Origin of the sequence: Pseudomonas sp. LB-090624, assembly GCF_003205205.1 — a bacterium.
Classification (GTDB): domain Bacteria; phylum Pseudomonadota; class Gammaproteobacteria; order Pseudomonadales; family Pseudomonadaceae; genus Aquipseudomonas.
The window spans coordinates 1-20,617 of sequence record NZ_QJRL01000032.1; the positions used below are offsets into that span (position 1 = coordinate 1).

Here is a 20,617-nt window from a genome sequence, read left to right on the forward strand (position 1 = left end):
AGCCAGCGCAACGGCCTGAATCTTGAACTCATCGGTGTAATTGCGGCGAGTGGTTGGGTACATGACAACCTCCAAGATAGCGATGTAAGTATCGCTTCTTGGCGTCCGTTGTCACGGGGCAGGCCCATTCCTACCCGAGACTTCGCCAATCCCTTATCAATTTCAAGTAGTAACGAAGATCCTAGAAGTACATCCTTCTCGCTGAGCCAAACGGAAACACCGAGCGACTCGAGTACATCATGAAGCTCCTTCGCGGATCCTTTTCGGTCGTCCCAAGCGTGACAAAGAAAGATGTTACGTAGATCAGGTGCTGACGCACCCCTCTCTACATTTTCGCGTACCGGTGTGAGGGTTCGTACCTCGGCGGACGTGTAGGCCAAAGAGGATCCGGGTTTCGACCAACGCGGCTTTGCGCTGCTAGATGAGCCGCCGATAGTGCGACTACTCCCGCCATGAGACGGGGACGAATAGGATGGTGTGTAGAACGAGGATGAATACGATCGCGATCCGTAACCGCTATATCCGCCGCCACATGCGGGACATGCTGCTCTTGCGCTTGCCGAACGATGACCATGTACCGGTGCTGTACATCTAGACATGTCGTAAACCTTCCGTAGGAAGCTGCTCGCCCAGATGATTAAGCAGCGGCTGTACCGAGCCTAGCTTTTTGATAACACCGTAGCCCATTCTTATTAACTTGAAATCACTTTCGCTTCAGATCGTGACTCCAATATGACAGCACAAATGATAGCCAACCGCGCGAATTCCGCTAGCAAGTATAGCGTGAAAGTTCGTTACCAGCTTCCGTTGCTAATACCGCCATGGTTTAGACCTATCTATCAACGTGGGTAGCTCTCCACCCAAGCATCTCTTACGTTCAACGGCCCTGTCATCGATGCCGTTGTTCAATCGACGAACATCACATATGGGTCGCTAGCGGCCGATCGCGACTGACAGCCTTCGACCCAAAGCGGACATTAAACCACTAACATCTCGATTGAGCGTACTAGTGACGACAATTTGTAGACTACCGACATCATGTTTTCAGTGCTGATCGTCCCCTCAATTTGCAGGACTGGAGACGGCTGTCCTGATAACCATCACTCGTGCCATGTCCGGTTGTGTCCAGAGACGTCTGGATCGTCTTACTGACAAGCCCATTCCCTGAGTTCCAAGTGAGTCTCATGCATGTCCTCATCGGGCGCAACCTCCAACTCTAGCCTTTTCTTGAGCCGCCAGATGTAAAGCAGAACACGGCTAAACGAACGTTCAGTCTGGTCGACCAAAAGATTTTCTTTTGAGTCCAAAAGGGCCCTCCGAGGCCCTTTTTCATCTCATTTGTGAGCGGTGGTTACAATCTTCGTCAGCTTGCCTAAGCGGAGTAGCTTGTGGGGGAAGTGGCCGGGAATCGGAGAAGGCTATCAAGTGTTGCATGAGTAGTCGTTCCGATTGGATTGGATTGCCCAGGATTACTCGATGCTGTGTGCGAGTTCAACTAGTGTTGTGTAGTTTTTCATTTTGTCAAATTCATTGTAAAAAGCTATGTTGGTGCGCTCGATGTATCCCAATTCGCTTCCCGAGCTCCTGTTCATGCTTTGTCGAGCACCTTCTTTGCCCTCTCGGAGTCGAGTCAGGTAATGCAAAAAAATTTCATGAACGGATATGTTCGAAATTAAAAAATAAAGATTTTTACCGTCGTATCGGCTTTTAATCTGTTTCATCGCGTTTAGATAGTCACCTCTTATAGCCATTTCATATAGATCCGGTGCTTCATCTTTTAGAAAAACTAAGTAGGCGGCCCAAAAAAAGTGGAAACCTTGAGATTTGCAATTTGTACGCACCGCACTAATTTGCATAGAGATTTTTTCGAGCTCTCGTAGTTTAGACTTGAAAGTCAAAGCTAATGCCAAAATCGCTGCTTGATGTTGATTAAGTTTATGTGGGCCCGCGAGAATGGCCTCTCTATCCGGTTTTACGGGTTCAGAATCAAAGTGTGAAAAATTTCGCCCGAGCTCGACTGTGTTTTCAAGGCCAACCAATGTTTCATCTGATATGTCAGAAAAGTTAGCTTTTATCCACGCCCCTATATCAGTATTGTCTAATGTGAATTCAGCATCAAAAAAGCGTTTCAAGTATTTATCCGAGGCAAAACCTGATCCATAAACCGCCCTAATCGAATGGCTAAGCTGTAGCGTATCCGTTGCAATAATAAATTTGCATCCAGGGACCTCGAATAAATGTTTTATGCGCTCAAGTAATTCAATCGCGAAAGTAGGGCGGCAACGATCCAATTCATCTATGAATATATATACTGGTTTTGCGGTGCCGCCTGCAGCACGCTGGAGAGAGGAAAGAACAATTAGTTCGTTGAAGACCTTTTTAAAGTCGTTAACTATTGCAAGTGTTTCCTTGTTGGTCTCAATCAGCTTTTCGACTGCTTTTTCAGCGGCTTCGGCTAAGGCGTCGCCATCAGCGATTTCCGACAATAAGCCAACATCTACCCCAGTGAATTTTTTAATAACACCCTTCGCTAGCGCTGGTGTTGCGGCAATCAAAGTTTTCGAAGCTTTAGTGGTGAATTTCTTGATTAGGTTTTCTGCGTCTTGTAATGGTCCGATGACGTCGTGCAACTGATCTTTTATTGATGCGACTAAAGATACAAAAGCATCACCTGAAAAATCAGTTTCCCAAGCATTGAAATATACGCAAGCTCTTTCAGTATGTTGCTCCGCCACCCAGTTCTTAAGGAAAAATGTTTTTCCTGTCCCCCAAGCTGAGTTTACGTTCAAAACGTTTGTCTTTGGTGTTTTGTCCAGATATTGAGTGAGGAATTTTGCAACTCCTTTTCTGTTCATTTGATCCAATGCCCATGGCTCACCTTCAATATAAATGCTCAATTCCAACTGTCTCCATGGAAAGATTTATGGTTAAAATTATTCAAGTCCGAGCATGGACTTTAGCAGGTTTTTTTGGGAGGTGGAATCGCCGCATAAGTTATTTTTAATCAGTCGTTAATAATTGCTTGCTCTTATGGTTAATTTTTGAAGAGAACAATTTATCCGGCAATCTAAGGTGCGCTCACCCGCACCTGAAAATGGAGAAGATCTGTGCCGGGGAAGACAAAAAACGTGGTCGGCTTTTAGATGTTTCAATAATTTTTATCTTTCGTGCCTGTGCGTCGAGAGGGCCGAATACTTGAGCTAACATTTTTGATGTTTTATGCAATTGAATAGCGGTTGAAAAGGAAGCTGACTTTAAAGCAGCATTTTTAAATGCCTGCGCTGGAGATGACTTATGACCGTTATAAATGTAAATCGTAACCTCCTTACACGAACTCAGTAGGGAGGCTCGTGGTGAAAGCTTTGAAGGCCAAATCGCCGTGGCCTCGACCATCCGCAACCTCATCAACGAAGGCGAAGCCAATTCAAGGTAGGGCGAGGGCTGTGTCGGAATGTGCCGGAAGTCGGACTAGTTCAGTTACTGGAACAAAAGCGATCCAAACTACGCTTTCCCGAGTGGCGTGAGAGTGATCCCTATCCGTGAATTTGCCCAGGCGCAGATCGGCGCTTATCAAGAGATGACAGGCAAGGTGCCCGATCCCACCGGGAGCGCCACGCGTTAGTACGCGAATACCATGTCGAAGCCACCAGCTGGGCCTTGGGAGCGAAGCAAACGATGACTCTTGGCTGCTGGATGTGCTGAGTACCGCTGGTGTGGCGAACTCTCAGCGCTTCGGTTTTGGTCGCGTTACTCATGCTCGGCAGTGGGGCTATTGCCTGACGCTGGCAAGCGAGCAGCTTCGGCCAACAGTTAGCTAATCAAGCACGACTTTGTGCTGATTATCTGAGCTCTATTAGCTAGACAGCCGTTACCCGGTTGCGTCACTCAGGACAAACGTCAAGTGCTTCAGCAGCACCTGTCGGCCAGCGAACATCCCACGCTGAGGAGCTGAGCGATGCTCAAACCGACCGAATTCCGTTGCACAATCGTCTTGCCACTACTGATTTGTGGCTGTCAGTTCTACTCGAGGCCACCGATGGCTGTTCGGTGCCTGTCTCCACCGTCGCCGGAGGCGTGGTTCATGGAGGAGTGTGCGCCCGACTTGACCCAGCGCTTGCTCAACGCATTATGCGGGTGACCGAGGACCAATCGGATTGACGGCGTGCCAAAATTGTGCCAAAGGCTTAGGGCTTTACGAAATGAACGATTCGTCCGTTACTGTGTAAACTTTTTTGTGCCGTCGACGGCTTGATGGGGTAGATTCTTATGGCCCGGGCGCGGAGAATAATTATCAAAAGGAAAAGAAATGAAAAAGGCGTTTCCAGGGTACTTTGCAGATGATTCAGAAATCTTGAGAGATCTTTGGGGTAAGTGTATTTTTGTTTTGGATGCGAGTGTGCTCCTAAGTTTTTATCGATATTCAGAGGAGACTCGCACAGAATTGTTTGAGATATTCAAAGGTCTTAACGAGCGCTTGTGGATACCGCATCAAGTGGCAAGTGAATATCTGGTAAATAGAGTTTTGGTAATCTCCAATCAAGTTAAAATTTACGAGCAGGCAATAAAAAGCACTACGGAATTGAAGCGGTCTTTTTTAAACCCTAAGCAACATCCGTTTTTGAAAGAAGAAACTCTGCGAGAATCTACCGCTATTTTTGATAAAGTTGTGGAGGATTTGGAGGCGTATAAAAACGAGTTTTTATGCAAGGTTGATGAAGATGACGTGAAATCCCAGCTTTCCAATCTATTGGACGGACGTGTGGGCGAGCCGCTATCAAATTCTGATGTGGCGGAAGTACTGGTTGTTGGGCCAGCTCGATATGCGCAGCGGATACCACCTGGTTACCAGGATGTAGGAAAGATGAGTGCCAACTCAGAAGTTACGACTGATAAGTTAAGGCCGCTAGCAGACTACATTGTATGGCGGCAGACACTCGCGAAGGCTAAAGCAGATGGTTTGCCTGTAGTGTTTGTTACTGGGGATAGTAAGGAGGATTGGTGGACCATTTACAGTGGCAGGATACTAGGACCTCATCCTAAACTGATCGAAGAGTTTGTACGGGAGGTTGGTCAAGGTTTTTATATGTATTTGCCGGAGCAGTTCATGGAAAAAGCAAATGCGTATTTGGATAGAGCGACTTCACAAAGCGCCGTAGATGAAATTGTTGATGCGCGTGAAGAAGGAATTTCGGAAGACGCTGCATTAATAAGTCAGAGATTGAAGGCTGATGCTTTAATTGCCAAGGTTGCAGATAGTGAGGGTGTACAGGCTCTTCGTACGGAGCTGGAAGTGGTTTTTGGTAAAATGGACGTGGTTTTGCCGCATATGGATCAATTGGATAATTACTTGAAGGCGATTACCGCTAATCGCAAGGCAAGTTTTAATAGTTATAATGATTCGTTGAGGTTCGTCGACCCCGAGGGAGTGGCAGTCTCGACTGCCCAATTACATGTATTGAGTAACTTGGATAAAGAGATAGAGGATGTTGGTGCTAATCTGGAGAAATTTCGTAGAACTTATCAGGGTTATAAAGAGCGCGTGAGTGAGCTGCAAAAGGCAATCGCTAGATACGATTTATAATGCTATTTAATAAACATGGCTTTTGACGTGTGGCGTGATTGATTCATATTAACCATCAGTACTGCACAGAATATTCAGCGGAAAAGCTCAGTAGAAAGGTGGTGAGGCACCAATCGATGTCTTTTGGACTAGGGCAAATTCGAGGCCGCTGTGCGTGTTCGTGAGCTTCGTGCTTACGAGTGCTTTAGCAGTTTAAATGGCCTCGCCTGGTGATGCACCTCTGCCGTACCTTTACCCCGATCTAACGAATTGACGCAGTATGGCCTTTGATTTATGTCCGACTAGATCAGCGAACTCCGCCATCGTGACCGGTGGAAATTGGCCATCGGTAATACCCAAAGCTCTATAAATTCAGAGGTGATTCTGGCATTCTCTCTGGCGTGTGAAGGTGCAGACACTATCCTGGGCCAGCAAACTCCTGCTTCCTGTGGGGCTGTCAGGTTGCGACCGCAGTTCTACCGATTGCTAATACTGCCCGGTTGTCGATCAAGCTGTAACGGTGCGAGAAGTCATGGAGACAATATGAACAACGAACCTGAAAAAATTAAACTCGAGCAGGCGGTTTTGGAAAGAGCTCACTCACTGCTTCTAAGGCTGTATGGAGCCTACTCAGTTGATGAGAGCCAAAAGGATCGGCCAGATGCTGCAATCAATGTTGCACGCCCCCACAAGCGATTTGGTCGTGATCGAAAGCCAATAAAAGTTGGAATAGAAATCACTACGGTAGATCCGAAAGAATATCTCGCTTATTTTAATGATAAGAGGTTTGGCCAAGACCTGGTGAATGCTCAGTTCGAAGCTTCTCTGAAAGATGGTGTTGATCCAGAAAGAATAAATAAATACATGAAAGTACCGATTCTCGATACTTTTATTTATGATGGCATAAAGGGTAAGGCTGAAGCGCACGAGGCATACAAGTTTAGTGGGTCTTATGGTGAGATCATACTGCTTTGTTATACGGATATTTTGAATTCAGATAGTGCATTCATTAAAAGAGGGCTTCTGGAGTGGTCGAATTATCACGCGAGCCAAAGTAATTATCCGTTCGATAAAGTTCTGTTTTTGGCGAAGGGTAGCGATTCTGCAATTAAGGTCTATGATCGAAGAACTCCAATGCGCTTGCAGCCGCCCCCTTATGATTTTTCTGATCCGTGGACTATGCCATCTGACATGCCGATGTTTTTGATGGACAGAACTTACAATCTCAATGAGCTTTACTCCAGGCCGCCACTTATCCCGCCCAAAGAGAAGAAAAAGAAAAAAGCTTGAGGCACAAGTTTGACAGAATGCTAGCCATAAACCTCTGGCTCCCGTATGTTTGATAGTGACTGCTTTGGGTCCAGGCAGTGTGAAAAACCTCACCACTTTTCGAAGATCGCGCTACTACGTGAAATCTGAAAAGTGTTGGCTGTTAAGCAGACCCAGATTTCGCGTAGGAGCGCGATTTTTGGGTTGTTTTTGAACAGCCACATAGGTCGGGAGGTTTCACACAGCCTGGGTCGATAGCTGCCATCCGCGAGAAGCGACTAAGGTTGGAATTCGGGCATGGGTCGCAGAATCCTTCAGCTCCTTCCATCATCTCGTCAGGGCTTTTTCATGGTGGTCTCACCCCCGGAAATCCGCTGAGGATAATTTTAGAGATAGAGACTTCTAACCTGAAGAATAATATTGATTTAATTCATTCGGTTGAGCATCGATACGATTCCTGTCTCCGCGCCAGACAGTGTGGCCGATGGTGATCGGTCCATCAATTTAAGCCCGCCTAGTGCGGGCTTTCTTGTGCCTATCTTTTCTCAGCAGGCCTGCGAACCTCGGACTTGGCCGTTCCAACCCCTGTTGGAGCGGGTTTACCCGCGATCAAGGGCGAAGCCCGTGCCATCCACCACCTACCCAACGCAAATAAACATGGTCCTATAACCCATAGGCCGAATCACTGGCAGTTCCTGCTTCCCAGGCGCAGCAACGACCTCTAGCACCTTCCCGCACGCTGTGAATGCATAATCGGTAGTGTGATGCCGGTTTTACCGTGCTGAAGCTTTCAATCGGAAAAATATTGCCGGTTTCTGCCGTGCGCACGATGTTAATCAGCATTCAAATGCTGATTAATAGTGTCGCGATGCCGCTCAGGCTCACGATCCAGGCTTTATCCGGTGGTGCATGGGTGCATGGTGCGATGCAGCGACACTCACGGTTGAGAACCCCGAGCGTGTTGCTGATGGAATGTGCCTTGTCGCCTACGACGCCTACATCATCGCGATCTGCTGAACCGCATTCTAGGGAACACCGATAACCACGGCTGCAACACCTCCATCATGATCTGCTGACCGATGCGCCCGAATCGATGCGCAATGCCGCCTCTCTACCCGTGAATAACCTGGATAAACGACTGGTGGAGTGGGGACTGCGATGAAACAACCACAGCCTGAAGAGCGCGCCCAGCTCGCAGAGGATATCGTCAAGCGCAACGCGCTGCGGTACGCAGCCAAGTACGCACTCTGACGCTTGTGCTGGGCCAGCCCGGACCAGTGCCTGTCGCACGGGTTCGTGCCCCCCATGTCGCCAACCTGGCGTTTGTCTTGCGGCGGAAAACCCTCAGTTGTCCTGAGTGTAGATGACTTTGATTATCGGCAGCCCAATTGCGAAAAGTGCAGAGAAAAATAAAAATAAGAGGGGAGGGGTGTTTGTTTTTTTAATGGCTGAAAGGTAGAGGAGACCGCAAACGGCGAGCTGTGCTGCTATGTAAATAAAAAAGAACCTGTATGAAATTTCAATATTTCTGTCAGGGATCATGAGTTGTATTGCCATCACGGCTAAGCAATATGGAAATAAAAGAGACTTAATTTTAGGCATAGTGCTAAGTCCTAGCTGCACGGCTGTAATTGATGATGCGATTTAGGAATGGTGTCAAGATAATGCGCATCAGTCAATGCTAGTGCTTCTTATGAGTTATTGTGCACCTATCAAGCGCCAGTACCACTCTGAAAGTAATCATAAATCCCCGCTCCTATTTCGCTTCCAATGGCTAGTCCTGCGAGCCCTCCGACCGCGCCACCAATCAGAACTCCGGGTGGCCCTCCGGCAGCTCCAAATGTTGCTCCAAGCTCTGCACCAACCAAGGCCCCTGCTCTTCCTCCTGCCGCGGCCCCAAGTGAGCCTACAGCTATTGCTGCGTCACCCCGGTCTGCACCTGATACCATCAGTAAATCTTGTTCTGTCAGTTCACGCATGAGTCTCTCCTTTCTTAGATACAGCTAACGATCAAATATTCCCGGTTGAAAGATTTGCGATTGAATGGCGCTGTCATGCCTCTGTCTGATGCTTGGCCGAGAAGATCTGTCGCTCACTACCGGCGCCTAATTGAGTCCAGGTATCAACCCCCAGTGGCGTAGAGATGCGATCCAATATAACAACTGTCTGCTAGTGCTCGATTGCGAATGCGAGCCAGTAGGCATCGTACATTTGTTTGGATTGCGTGTGTAATAGCGAGGCACGATACTACTAAATCTTAATGTTTGGATACCCTACAGGCGTAGGGGAGGCAAGGCGTCAGCTTGTGCATTTGGAGATCACTGCTCTCGCAGTCAGCTATGTGGATTAGGAGGCTTATTTTGAAGCATGATAATGGAAGTGAGTAATAAATAAATTACTTGCACTCAAATGGCGCGTGCTTTTAGATGGTTGCAAGATTGGTTTTACCTAAGTTTGGCCGTTGGGTTTGAGTTAATAATTGAGGGCATGCTGGGGCACCTCAGGCGGGTAGTCCTGTACCTTTGACTCCCGCAGAGCGGCTAGAACCATGGGGTTAACCGCTGCAGCATTTTTCGCGTGGCGGGGGGGACGTGGCATTCCATATTGAGACCAATATCCTGCAGAAGGCGCCTGCTGCCCAATGCCTTGCCGGTTAACTATCGATCAAAGCATCCGTCCCTTGTTTTCCTATTTCAGCCCCATAGCTTCGCCGCTTGCGGAACCCCGCCATAGCCATAGGCCGTAGCGCGCACATCTATGATGTGTACGTTCGAATGAGGGTGCACATTCCCGATGCGCCCCGAAAGCAAATCATACGACTCACGCTGATACCGCCGTTTCTGCTCCACTGTCGTCGTCTCGTCGGTGATCGTCACCTCCAGGCGAAAGCTATTTCGCCCCAAACTCTCAAGCGATTCACTGTCGATGAACCACAAACCAGAATCGACGAACCGAACGATAACCATCGTTTGGGATGGCTGCTTGTCCAGTACGCGAGCAGTCAGTTCAGTCAGCTCATGGCTGAGACGGGACGCCAACGCAGCATCTGGTGCGCCGGATAAGGTAAGGGTGATACCAGGCATTTCGTTAATCCTCGTGAGTGATTGAGCCTGTAACTTAGCCTTTGAACGTGATCCTAAAAAGCGGGAAAATCAGCGCTTATCTTCCTGTTTATCCGGAACCTGCATGTACCACTTTGACCTTGCCCAGCTCCACGTCTACCTCGCGGTCTGTGACGCAGGCAGTATCTCTGCAGCCGCTCCAGCCCTGTTTCGCTCGACCTCCGCCATCAGCGAACAGCTGCGTAAGCTGGAAGATGCCATTGGCGTCGAGTTGCTCATCCGAGGCAAGCAAGGCGTTCGTCCCACCCCGGCAGGTGAACGACTTTTGCGCCACGCCAGGCAGATCCTCACCATGGGCGAACGAGCGCTGTCCGATGTTCGAGGCGAACAATTCGAAGGCGAGATACGCTTGGCGATCACTGATTACTTTCGCCCCGACGACATTGCAGGGCTCCTGAAAAAACTACGTGAATGGCACCCACGGCTTCGACTACATGTAGTGATGAAAAAGAGCCTGGAAATTGATCAGGCAAGTGAATACCTGGACATTGGCTTGGCCATGCGTTTTAACGAGCGCGCGTCCACATCCAACACCTTTGAGGTGAGGCAGGAACCCCTGCAATGGGTCGCCGCGGCCGGCTGGGTGCCAGAGCCTGGGCAGCCGCTACCACTGCTGGCGATCAGCGGATGCGGATGCGGATTGTCGGAGTACAGCTGCCAGGTGCTGGAACGCGCCCATGTCGAATACGAGATCGTTTACTCGACGTCAGGGGTGGCGGGGCTGCAATCGGCATTGAGGGCAGGGCTTGGAATCGCGTGTCTTAACGCAAGTGCTGTACCGCATGGCGTGGAGCCCTACCGAGGTGGGTTGCCGGCATTGGCGCATGCCAGGTTCCTGCTGCTTCCACCGCGCAAGGGGGAGTCTTCACTAGTGGAAAATGTGCGTCGGTTGTTGCAGGGGTATCTCGCGTAGGGCCCCGTCGACATCCCGAGCGTACGTTTTTGGTTGTTTGCACATTACCGAGTCGTTTTTACGCAGTTCATCACCGAACTTGTATGGATAACCTACGAGGTACATCAAAAATTCCACCAAATTCCAGTCCCGCGAGAATCAGGTCTAATGGCCAACATTGCCTACAGTTTTCTGCGACGATTCATACAACGGACAACCTTGCTTTAGCGCCCCCACAGCGATACCGTGTTCCAGTCGCGGCCAATTCCGCGACCGGGTTTGGCGACCCGAACGAAAAAGGCGCATCGGCGCCCCCGATCACGATTGCAGGCGCTTTTTTTGCGTCCGCAGTTTCGTGTAATGGCGGCTGTGCGTGGGAGACCTTCGGGTCTGCCGAGTTCCTTTTCCTCGGTTCGCCAACCTGCGTACAGCTGCCACCCTAATCGTTTGGCGACGGTCAGCGTGGTGCTTCAATCGAAAAGGGCCGCATGCATGCTCATCTCAAGTCCATCCAGGATCCTCGCATCCGTTCTCCTCCGTCGTTTTTCAACGGCCCTCATGGATTTCACCTCCAGCAATCCCCGTTTCACCTCCTTCCAACCGGAGGCCCGCCATGTCTGACCAAGAACGCCTCTCTACCATCCAAAGCTACGCCTGGACCCTGGAACTGCTAGGCGAGGCCCTGGTCCAGCACGACGAAATGCTGGAATGCGAACACAACCCGCGTCTGAGCTTTCGCAACACGGCCGGTATCCACCAGGCGATCCGGATCATCAGCCGATTGGCCAGTGAGCAGTGTGGAAAGGTGATGGAGCAGGGTGGGTAGGACTCAGCTGATTAGTGGGCACCGCGGAAGAGGGCACTCGAATGTGGATGCATGAACGGCTGCTTTGCAGCCCTTGGACATGCAACACAAAAGCAGCCCCTTCTGCGGGGATGATAGTAACTACCTCAAGTTGAGTAGAACGCTCGCGCCTCTGTAGTGCATGGTAATCAGGCAAAGCGCACGTAAAGCGCTTTGCCCTGACCATTTGCCAACTACCGAGGATTCTGCATGGATCAAAACAGAGACAGCCTGAAAACCACCAACCCTATCGCCGGGCTGCCGGGTGCGGTGTTCGAAAAGGCGTGGGAAGTACGCTGGGCATTGAAGCTGGCCTATGTAGGCTTGTTCATCGATATCGCGCTCATGCACTCACTGGGTACAACCTTGCTGGGTTTCTCGGGGGACATGGCGATCGTCTGGGAAAATGTCGGGCGTATCTTCGTGGGCATCATGGTGTTCTGCCTGGTGGTGTCGGTGGTAATCCCGGTGCTGGCGCGGGTGGCGGCGATCATGGGCAGCTTCATTCCGTGGCACCGGCTTCAGGGCCCGCGAGATTATTCGCTGTTTCCCAACTACGTGACCTTCAGTGCACTGCGAGAGCACAGCCTTCGTGAAGGCAACGAATTCCTCTACAACTATTGGAAACGCTTGACCATGCAGCGGGAGGAGTGGCGGCAACAGCGATTCCAAGCCGGAGTACTGGTGTTCGGCCTGGTGCTGATGGCAATTGCAAATGCTGGGGTAAGTGCTCATTTCCAGCTGCCCGGGTTGATGGCTTATGTCACCTTTTGGTTTGGCTGGAAGGGCTATGCGCTACTGACCATCGTCGCCCTGTACCTGCTGCACTGGGCGTGGTGGTCATCGGATGAGATCGGCCAGATCTACTATCCGCCCTTGGCCGAGCAGCTGAACAAAACCCAGTACTGACGTCGGCGTGAACCTGCTTTGCAGCCCATCGCGACCCAAGGTCCGCACCGTCCGTGCAGACCTTGGGACGATCTAGGGCAGTTGTTGCAAGCTGCTTCAGCTCACAGCAATCGCCGTGTTCAGCAGCAACACCACGATCAAGCCAACCACCGCCACAATGGACTGCACCACCGAGATGGTCTTGGTGGCTTCGCCCATGGTCATGCCAAACGACTCCTTCACCATCCAGAAGCCTGCATGGTTCGCATAGTTGAAGAACAGCGAACCGCAGCCGATGGACAGGGCCAGCAAAGGCAGGTTGAGGCTGGGGTCTGCACCTGCCAGCGGTGCCAGCAAGCCGGCAGCCCCTACGATACCGACCGTGGCGGAACCGGTAGACACCGAGAGCAGCATCGCGATCAGCCACCCCAGAATCAGGGGAGGGAAGGCAGATTGCTGGGTGAGGTGCACAATGGCATCGCCAACCTTGGCGCTGGTCAGCATCTCCTGGAAGGCACCGCCACCGGCAATGATCATGATGATCGAGGCAATCGGCTTGAGGCTTTTGCCCAGCGCATCGCGCAGCTGTTCGGCGTCGCCGCCGCGCGCAAGCACCAGGCTGGCGCCGGCGAACAGCACGCCCAGCAGCATGGCGATCAGCGGGTTGCCCAGGAAACTGGCCAGTTCCAGCAGCGCATTGCCTTTGGGCAGCAGCATCTCGGCGACGGCATGCACCAGCATCAGGATGGCCGGCAGCAATGCGGCCAGCATGCCGACCATTACCCCGGGGCGGGGTTGGCCATCGGCTTTTTCAGCCAGTGTGAACTGGTCCAGCAATGCCTGATCGGGCCGCGTGTTCATGCGCGGTGAAATGAACATGCCGTACAGCGGGCCGCCCAGGATCATTGCCGGAATGGCGGCCAGGAAGCCATACAGCATGGTGGGCCCCACCGCGGTCTTGAGCACGGCGATGGCGGTCAGGGGGCCTGGGTGGGGCGGTACCATGCCGTGCATGGCGGCAAGCGCGGAAATCACCGGCACACCTACATACACATAGGCAGAGCCCTTGAAGCGGGCTTTGCCTTCCAGCTTCCGCGCCACGCTGAAGATCAGCGGCAGCATGATCACCAGGCCCACTTCGAAAAACATCGGGATGCCAATGACGAAGGCAACCAGCATCATGGCCCAAGGGATCATGCGGTCGGAGGTGCGCTTGAGGATGACATCCGCGACCTGTTCCGTGACGCCAGCGTCAGCCAGGATCTTGCCGAGCATCGCACCCAGCGCGATCACCACCCCCACTGCGCCCAGCGTCTTGCCGGCGCCGGTGAGCAGGTGGGAGACGATGCTGCCTGGCGCCATATGCGTCGCGAAGCCCACACCAATGGACACCACCAGCAAGGCCAGCAGCGGGTGCATTTTCAGGCGCGATACGATGAGCGCCACCAGCACCAGAACACTGGCCAAGGCTGTCAGTAATAGCTGTATATCTAAGGGGGTCATTCAAGGAGTCTCGGTTGGGCTGGCGCTCGGGCTGCACTCAGGGTTTGAAGGCGTGACGGGCGTTTCCACGGGGCATGCCCAGGTGGCTGCCGTTGTGGCTGCTACGGTTGCGAGGAAGGGAACGCGGCGTTGCGCTAGCTGCCGCTCACAGGCGGGCGCCTGGTAACCGAAGATGGGCAGCAGGGAGGCGTGGCGCTGGGGCCGGTGGGCGGTGGTGTGGCGACGGGGCGCTTGGGCAGCATGTTCATTGATTGATTCACCTTATTGTATGGTCATCTATATGAATCCAGCCAAAGTATTTGCGCTGCCATGGAATACTGTCAAGTGAAGGTAGTCGCATCGTCTTGGGTGGCCATTTAGCCCCGGCAGGCAATACTTCTCTCTATACGCAGGCGTGTTCCTGGTGGCGCGCGCCGCTGGGAGGTGTCTGGTGAACAAATTAACGATTGTGGGTGCCGGCCTGGTCGGCGAGGCGGCGGCGCAGATCATCGCCCGGGATGAGTTGTGCCGTGAGCTGGTGTTGATGGACGTGCAGGGTGAACTGGCGCAGGGCAAGGCGCTGGACGTTTGGCAGGCGGCTGTGGATTCAGGTTCCGATACCCATGTTCACGGCGGGGCCAAAGCCGAGATGCTGGAGGGTTCCGAGCTGGTGGTGATCACGGCGGGCGTGCCGCGCAAGCCCGGTCAGTCGCGCCAGGATGTATTGAGTACCAACCTGCCAATCCTCGACAGCATCATGGCGGATATCAAGCACCACGCGCCGACTGCGACGGTGCTGGTGGTGTCCAACCCGGTCGATGTGCTCACCTACCGCGCCTGGCGCGTCAGCGGGCTAGGGCGCGACAAGGTGTTCGGGCAGGCGGGGGTGCTGGATACCGCGCGCATGAAGTGCTTCATCGCCGAGCAAACCGGGTTTTCTGCACGGGATATCACGGCGCTGGTGCTGGGCGGGCATGGCGACAGCATGGTGCCGCTGATGCGCTACTGCCAGATCGGCTCGGTGCCGCTGTCGCACTTTTTGTCCGATGAGCAGATCGAGCAGATTGTCGAGCGCACCCGTAAGGGCGGCGGTGAAATTCTGGGGTTGAAGAAGATGGGGAGCGCCTGCGATGCACCGGGCGTGGCCATTGCGCAGATGGTCGATGCGATCGCCAATGGGCGGAACCGTATTTTGCCGGCGGTGGCGATTCTCGAGGGCGAGTATGGGCGAACGGATATCGCCATGGGTGTGCCCTGTGTATTGGCAGAGAAGGGGCTTGCGCGGGTGATCGAGTTGCCGCTGGATGCGCAGGAACAGGCGATGTTCGACCACTCTGCAGACCAGGTGGCGCGGGATATCGCCGAGATGAAAGCTTTGTGAGCGGCAAAGCGGCTTCAGTTGACGCGGTAGATGCAGGAGCGCCCTTGGTGGCGCTCCTGCGCGTCGTGCCTGGGTAGATGATTTCGCAGTGGCCGTGCGCAGCCCTCAGCGCTGATAAGCCTTGCCAAAATGCCGCTCCAGCCGCGCCTGCAGCAGCTCCAGCAGTATCGACAGCACCCAGTAGATCACGGCGGCGGTGGTCAGCATCTCCAGGTAGCGATAGCTCGAACGCCCATACGACTGCGCCAGAAACATCACCTCCCAAACCCCCATCACGGAAATCAGCGACGAGTCCTTGAGCATCGAAATGAACTGGTTGGCGGTGGGCGGAATGATCACCCGCATGGCCTGGGGCAGGATGATGTGGCAGAAGATCTGCGGCGTGCGCATGCCCAGCGCCAATGCTGCTTCACGTTGCCCACGGGCCACGCCGAGGATGCCGGCGCGGAAGATCTCGCTCAGGTAGGCCCCGTAGTTCAGCGACAAGGCAATGATGCCGGCGCTGATGGCGCCGGGTACCAGGCCCACCTGCGGCAGCCCCAGGTAGATCAGCAGAATCTGGATCAGCAGCGGCGTGCCACGGAAGAACGAGGTGTAGAAGCTGGCCACACCCACCAGCACCGCGCTGTTGGATAACCGTGCCAGCGCGGCGGCAAAGCCGAGCAGCACGGATACCACCATCGAGCACAGGCACAGGAACAGGGTCAGTGCGGCGCCTTGCAGAAAACCGTTGGGCCCCAGCTTGAAACCGGCCAGGTTGGGAAACTTCTCCAGAATGATGGCGAACTTCAGGTCAAAGCTGAGGAAGAAGGCGACAAACAGCCCGAACAGCGCCAGCCAGGTCAGCAGTAACCGGGTGCGAAAGCCGAACAGGCCGGCGCCCGCAGGCTTCGCCACAGGCTTGGGGGAGGGGGGGAAGGTGCTCATTTGCTGATGTCGGCGCCAATCCATTTCTGCGACAGCTTGGCCAGGGTGCCATCAGCCTTCAGCTCGGCGAACACCTGGCGTACCTTGGCATCCCACTCCGGGTCGCCTTTTTCGATGGCTACCGCGTTGGGCTCTTCATACAGCGGCGCACCGGCCAGCTTGAAGCGCTTGTCTTGCTGCAGGCGCGGCTGCGCGGTCACCAGGTTGGTAATGATGGCGTCCAGGCGCACGCCAGTGCCCAGGCCCAGGTCCTGGAAGGCGACGTTTTCAGTGTCGTAGGGCGCAGCCTGCACGAAGTCGAACGGGTAATCGATCTTCTGGTCTTCCTTGCCTTCAATGACCAGGTTCTTGTTCAGGTAGCTTTCGTAGCTCGAGGCACTGATCGAACCCACCTTGCGGCCTTCCAGGTCTTTGGCGCCATGGATGCGCTCATCCGAGGCATTGACCACGATCACGGCGGGCGATGCGTAGTACTCCACGGGGAAGTCGAACACCTCGGCGCGCGCCTTGCTCGGGGTCATCGAGCAAATGCAGATGTCGTAGCGCCCGCTCCAGCGGCCCGCGGCAATTACGTCCCAGGACGGTGTTTCCAGGCGCAGTTTGACGCCGAGCTTGTCGGCCACTGCCTTGGCCACGTCCACGTCGTAACCGTCGAGTTGGTTGTGGTCATTGAGGAAGGAAAACGGCGGGTAGCTTTCCATCAGTACGTTGACCATTTCCTTGCGCGATTCAACCCGCTCCAACGTGGCGCCAGCTAAGGCTTGGGTGGCAGTTGCGAGCAGTACAAGGCCCGCACCCAGCAGAGAAGAAAATCGCATGTACATACCTGATATGTTGGGCAAATGGGTGATAGGGTATTTAATAGTTATAACCCCAATCCCCATAATGAATTTTATTTATAAGAACCTTCAGAGAAGTTATATGGCAGAGCGAACGATGGTAATTCTGGACGGTGGCATGGGCCGAGAGCTGCAACGCAGTGGTGCACCGTTTCGCCAGCCCGAGTGGTCGGCGCTGGCGCTGAGCGAGGCGCCAGAGGCGGTCGTGGGCGTGCATGCAGCCTTCATCGATGCGGGTGCGCAGGTCATCACCAGCAACAGCTATGCGGTAGTGCCGTTCCACATCGGTGAAGAACGCTTTGCCGCCGAAGGGCGACAGCTGGCGCATATCGCAGGCCAGCTTGCGCGGCACGCGGCAGATAGCGGCGCGCACCCGGTCAGAGTGGCCGGTTCGCTGCCGCCGCTGTTCGGGTCCTACCGCCCCGACCTGTTCCAGCCCGAGCGTGTGGCAGAGGTGCTGACCCCGCTGCTCCAGGGCCTGGCCCCGCATGTTGACCTGTGGCTGGCCGAAACCCAGAGTTCCGTGGCCGAAGTGCGGGCCATTCATAGCCATTTGCCGGCAGACGGCAGGCCGTTCTGGGTGTCATTCACCCTGCAGGACGAGGACGTCGACGAGGTTCCGCGCCTGCGTTCCGGTGAACCGGTGGCCGAAGCCATCGAAGCCGCAGTCAGCCTGGGGGCGGCTGCGGTGTTGTTCAACTGCAGCCAGCCGGAAGTGATCGGCGCCGCCATTGATGTCGCGCGCTCGGTCATCGAACGACACAACGCCGAGATTGCCATCGGTGCCTATGCCAACGCCTTCCCGCCGCAGCCCAAAGAAGCCACTGCCAACGATGGCCTGGACGAACTGCGCGAAGACCTCGACCCGCCGGGTTACCTGGCATGGGCCAAGGACTGGCGTGCGCGTGGTGCCAGCATGGTCGGCGGTTGCTGTGGCATCGGCCCGGAGCATATCGCCGAGCTGAAGCGCAACCTGGCCTAAGCGCCCACGTGATGGGTCAACGTACAAGCCGTGGTATCGCCCGCACGTAAATCAGTTCACTCACCAGCTCTACCAAGGTTTGTGTGATCACCGCGGCTGCCGCCAACCCGCGCATCTCTTCTGGCAACGCCAGCGCCAGCGGCAGCACCACCAGCGAGTTACGCGTGGCTGCGCTGAAGGTTACCGAGCGTGCCTTGGTGGCCGGCAGGCGCAGCAGCCGTGCCGAGGCGAAGCCGAGTACCGGCGCCAGCAGCATGAAGCCGATGTATACCGGAACCACCGGCAGCAAACGGTCGAAATCACGCAGCACCACGACAATCTGCGAAGCGATCACCACCATCAGCACCAAGGCCATCGCCGGCACCGGCAACCACGCCCAGGCGTCGTTCCAGGTCGCGACTGCGCGCGAGCGCCGGGCACCGGCGCTGGTGAGCACCGCGAGGGCCATCGGCAACACGATCAACAGCACGAAGGCTTCCACGAACGGGGTGATGGAGATTGTCACCTGGCTGCTGCCACCCAGCATCAGGGCTAGGTACACCGGCAGCAGCACCAGTTGCGCCAGCAATAACAGGGGGGTTGCGGCCAAGGTCAGGCGTGAGTCGCCTTTGCCAATGTGGGTGAACACCACCACGTAGTCGATGCAGGGCGTGAGCAGCACCAGCAAGGTACCGATGAGGATCGCCGGGTGTTCCACCAGCCCGCGGGTGATGGCCCAGACAAGCAGCGGAACGAGCAGGAAATTGGCCAGTAGCAGGGCAGTGATGAAGCGGCGGTTACCCAGGCCCTGGCGCAGGTCGAGGAAGGGTATTTGCAGGAACATCGCGTACATCAGCACGGCGATGGCCGGGGTGATCAGGGCTTCAAGATGGCGCGCAGTGTCGCTGGCCAGCAGGCCGAAGACGATAGCGGCCAGTACGGCGGCGAAGTAGATGGGGATCTGCCGGGTTTCGAGTTGCTCTCTGGTCAAGGTGCGGCCTGTGCAAATTGGAGGTATTGGGGGCGCAGTCTTTGTGCCGGTAGCGGTGCGTCTTTATAGAACGAAAAAGCCCGGCACTGGGCCGGGCTTTTTCACTTCAGGCAAGCGCCAATCAGTTGCCGTAAACCGGCAGCTTCTTGCAGATGGCCTTGACCTTCTCACGGACGGCGTCGATCACCGCTTCGTTGTTCAGGTCTGCCAGGATGTCGCAGATCCAGCCGGCCAGTTCCTTGCATTCGGCTTCCTTGAAACCACGGGTGGTCACGGCTGGGGTGCCGAAACGCAGGCCCGAGGTGACGAACGGCGAACGTGGGTCGTTCGGTACCGAGTTCTTGTTCACGGTGATGAAGGCTTTGCCCAGTGCGGCGTCAGCGTCCTTACCGGAGATTTCCTGCTTGATCAGCGACAGCAGGAACAGGTGGTTCTGGGTACCGCCGGAAACCACGTCGAAACCACGCTCGATGAACACGCTGGCCATGGCCTGGGCGTTTTTCACGACCTGCTGCTGGTAAGCCTTGAACTCAGGCTGCAGGGCTTCCTTGAAGCAGATGGCCTTGGCGGCGATGACGTGCTCCAGCGGGCCGCCCTGGGCGCCTGGGAAGACAGCGGAGTTCAGCTTCTTCTCGATGTCGGCGTTGGCACGGGCCAGGATCAGGCCGCCGCGCGGGCCGCGCAGGGTCTTGTGGGTGGTGGTGGTGACCACGTCGGCGAACGGCACCGGGTTCGGGTAGACGCCAGCGGCAACCAGGCCGGCAACGTGGGCCATGTCGACGAACAGGTAGGCACCGACCTTGTCGGCGATGGCGCGGAAGCGGGCGAAGTCCAGCACCTGCGAGTAGGCCGAGAAGCCGGCAACGATCATCTTCGGCTTGTGCTCTACCGCCAGGCGCTCGACTTCGTCGTAGTCGATCAGGCCGTTGCCGTCGATGCCGTACTGGATGGCGTTGTACAGCTTGCCCGAGGAGCTGACCGAAGCACCGTGGGTCAGGTGGCCGCCGTGGGCCAGGCTCATGCCCAGAATGGTGTCACCGGCCGACAGCAGGGCCAGGTAGACGGCGGCGTTGGCCTGGGAGCCAGCGTGCGGCTGGACGTTGGCGTAGTCGGCGCCGAACAGCTCCTTGGCGCGGTCGATGGCCAGTTGCTCGACGACGTCGACGTACTCGCAACCACCGTAGTAGCGCTTGCCCGGATAACCTTCGGCGTACTTGTTGGTCAGCACCGAGCCTTGGGCTTCCATGACTGCCGGGCTGGTGTAGTTTTCCGAAGCGATCAGCTCGATATGCTCTTCCTGGCGCAGGGCTTCTTGCTGCATGGCTTCGAAGAGCTCGGCGTCGTACTTGGCAATGGTCAAATCACGGCTGAACATGGCGGTCCTCAAGGATCGGGGGTGAGTTAGGCGGGCATTCTAACCGATTGATTCGCGGCTGGCATATGAAGTGGCGTCAAGTCGCG

The 20,617-nt window shown here is 54.8% G+C and carries 15 protein-coding genes; 7 read left to right on the forward strand and 8 right to left on the reverse strand.

Going from position 1 to position 20,617, the window contains the following annotated elements:
• Both DMX11_RS26275 and DMX11_RS21995 read right to left on the reverse strand, forming a co-directional pair.
• Positions 1-380, reverse strand: a 380-nt coding sequence (locus DMX11_RS26275) for a toll/interleukin-1 receptor domain-containing protein (RefSeq protein WP_256590657.1), incomplete at its 3' end; no start/stop codon positions are given.
• 1,089 nt (positions 381-1,469) lie between these two features.
• Positions 1,470-2,897, reverse strand: coding sequence for a P-loop NTPase fold protein (locus tag DMX11_RS21995; protein ID WP_110746884.1), 1,428 nt, complete (start codon positions 2,895-2,897; stop codon positions 1,470-1,472).
• A 1,409-nt stretch (positions 2,898-4,306) separates the two neighbouring features.
• On the opposite strand from DMX11_RS21995, the gene DMX11_RS22010 reads away from it, so the two are divergent.
• Together DMX11_RS22010 and DMX11_RS25910 are read left to right on the forward strand one after the other, a co-directional pair.
• On the forward strand, positions 4,307-5,581 hold the full coding sequence (locus tag DMX11_RS22010; RefSeq protein ID WP_110746821.1) for a PIN-like domain-containing protein: 1,275 nt from the start codon (positions 4,307-4,309) through the stop codon (positions 5,579-5,581).
• 522 nt (positions 5,582-6,103) lie between these two features.
• Positions 6,104-6,850, forward strand: coding sequence for a hypothetical protein (locus DMX11_RS25910; protein WP_146230376.1), 747 nt, complete (start codon positions 6,104-6,106; stop codon positions 6,848-6,850).
• Positions 6,851-9,522: 2,672 nt separating this feature from the next.
• On the opposite strand, the gene DMX11_RS22035 is transcribed toward DMX11_RS25910, so the two are convergent.
• A complete protein-coding gene (locus tag DMX11_RS22035) occupies positions 9,523-9,912 on the reverse strand; it encodes a tautomerase family protein (RefSeq protein ID WP_110746827.1) in 390 nt (129 codons plus the stop codon).
• Between the two features lie 103 nt (positions 9,913-10,015).
• Here DMX11_RS22035 and DMX11_RS22040 point away from each other — a divergent pair, with 103 nt between their 5' ends.
• The 3 genes from DMX11_RS22040 (at position 10,016) to DMX11_RS22050 (ending at position 12,596) form a co-directional block, all read left to right on the forward strand.
• Entirely contained in the window at positions 10,016-10,864 is an 849-nt protein-coding gene (locus DMX11_RS22040; protein WP_110746830.1) for a LysR family transcriptional regulator, read from the forward strand.
• A gap of 592 nt (positions 10,865-11,456) precedes the next feature.
• The gene (locus tag DMX11_RS22045) at positions 11,457-11,669 is read left to right on the forward strand and encodes a hypothetical protein (RefSeq protein WP_014589611.1); all 213 of its coding nucleotides are present in this window, start codon (positions 11,457-11,459) and stop codon (positions 11,667-11,669) included.
• Between the two features lie 228 nt (positions 11,670-11,897).
• A complete protein-coding gene (locus tag DMX11_RS22050) occupies positions 11,898-12,596 on the forward strand; it encodes a hypothetical protein (RefSeq protein WP_110746832.1) in 699 nt (232 codons plus the stop codon).
• Positions 12,597-12,692: 96 nt separating this feature from the next.
• Here the strand turns inward: DMX11_RS22050 and DMX11_RS22055 are convergent, their stop codons facing one another.
• Positions 12,693-14,078 carry a GntP family permease gene (locus DMX11_RS22055; protein WP_110746835.1) on the reverse strand — a complete coding sequence of 462 codons (1,386 nt, stop codon included), beginning with the start codon at positions 14,076-14,078 and terminating at the stop codon, positions 12,693-12,695.
• Positions 14,079-14,508: 430 nt separating this feature from the next.
• On the opposite strand from DMX11_RS22055, the gene DMX11_RS22065 reads away from it, so the two are divergent.
• The gene (locus DMX11_RS22065) at positions 14,509-15,438 is read left to right on the forward strand and encodes a malate dehydrogenase (protein ID WP_110746838.1); all 930 of its coding nucleotides are present in this window, start codon (positions 14,509-14,511) and stop codon (positions 15,436-15,438) included.
• Positions 15,439-15,543: 105 nt separating this feature from the next.
• Here the strand turns inward: DMX11_RS22065 and DMX11_RS22070 are convergent, their stop codons facing one another.
• Together DMX11_RS22070 and DMX11_RS22075 are read right to left on the reverse strand one after the other, a co-directional pair.
• Entirely contained in the window at positions 15,544-16,365 is an 822-nt protein-coding gene (locus DMX11_RS22070; RefSeq protein ID WP_003247513.1) for an amino acid ABC transporter permease, read from the reverse strand.
• Positions 16,362-17,183 carry an ABC transporter substrate-binding protein gene (locus tag DMX11_RS22075; RefSeq protein WP_110746841.1) on the reverse strand — a complete coding sequence of 274 codons (822 nt, stop codon included), beginning with the start codon at positions 17,181-17,183 and terminating at the stop codon, positions 16,362-16,364. The genes DMX11_RS22070 and DMX11_RS22075 overlap by 4 nt, the downstream gene beginning before the upstream one ends.
• Before the next feature lie 118 nt (positions 17,184-17,301).
• On the opposite strand from DMX11_RS22075, the gene DMX11_RS22080 reads away from it, so the two are divergent.
• Positions 17,302-18,186 (forward strand): homocysteine S-methyltransferase family protein, encoded by an 885-nt coding sequence (locus tag DMX11_RS22080; protein WP_177410779.1) that lies wholly within the window; start codon positions 17,302-17,304, stop codon positions 18,184-18,186.
• A 16-nt stretch (positions 18,187-18,202) separates the two neighbouring features.
• Here the strand turns inward: DMX11_RS22080 and DMX11_RS22085 are convergent, their stop codons facing one another.
• Together DMX11_RS22085 and glyA are read right to left on the reverse strand one after the other, a co-directional pair.
• Positions 18,203-19,156: an arsenic resistance protein gene (locus tag DMX11_RS22085; RefSeq protein ID WP_110746846.1), complete on the reverse strand. Its 954-nt coding sequence runs from the start codon at positions 19,154-19,156 to the stop codon at positions 18,203-18,205.
• A gap of 121 nt (positions 19,157-19,277) precedes the next feature.
• A complete protein-coding gene (gene glyA / locus DMX11_RS22090; protein ID WP_003247505.1) occupies positions 19,278-20,531 on the reverse strand; it encodes a serine hydroxymethyltransferase in 1,254 nt (417 codons plus the stop codon).
• Positions 20,532-20,617: the final 86 nt, after the last annotated feature.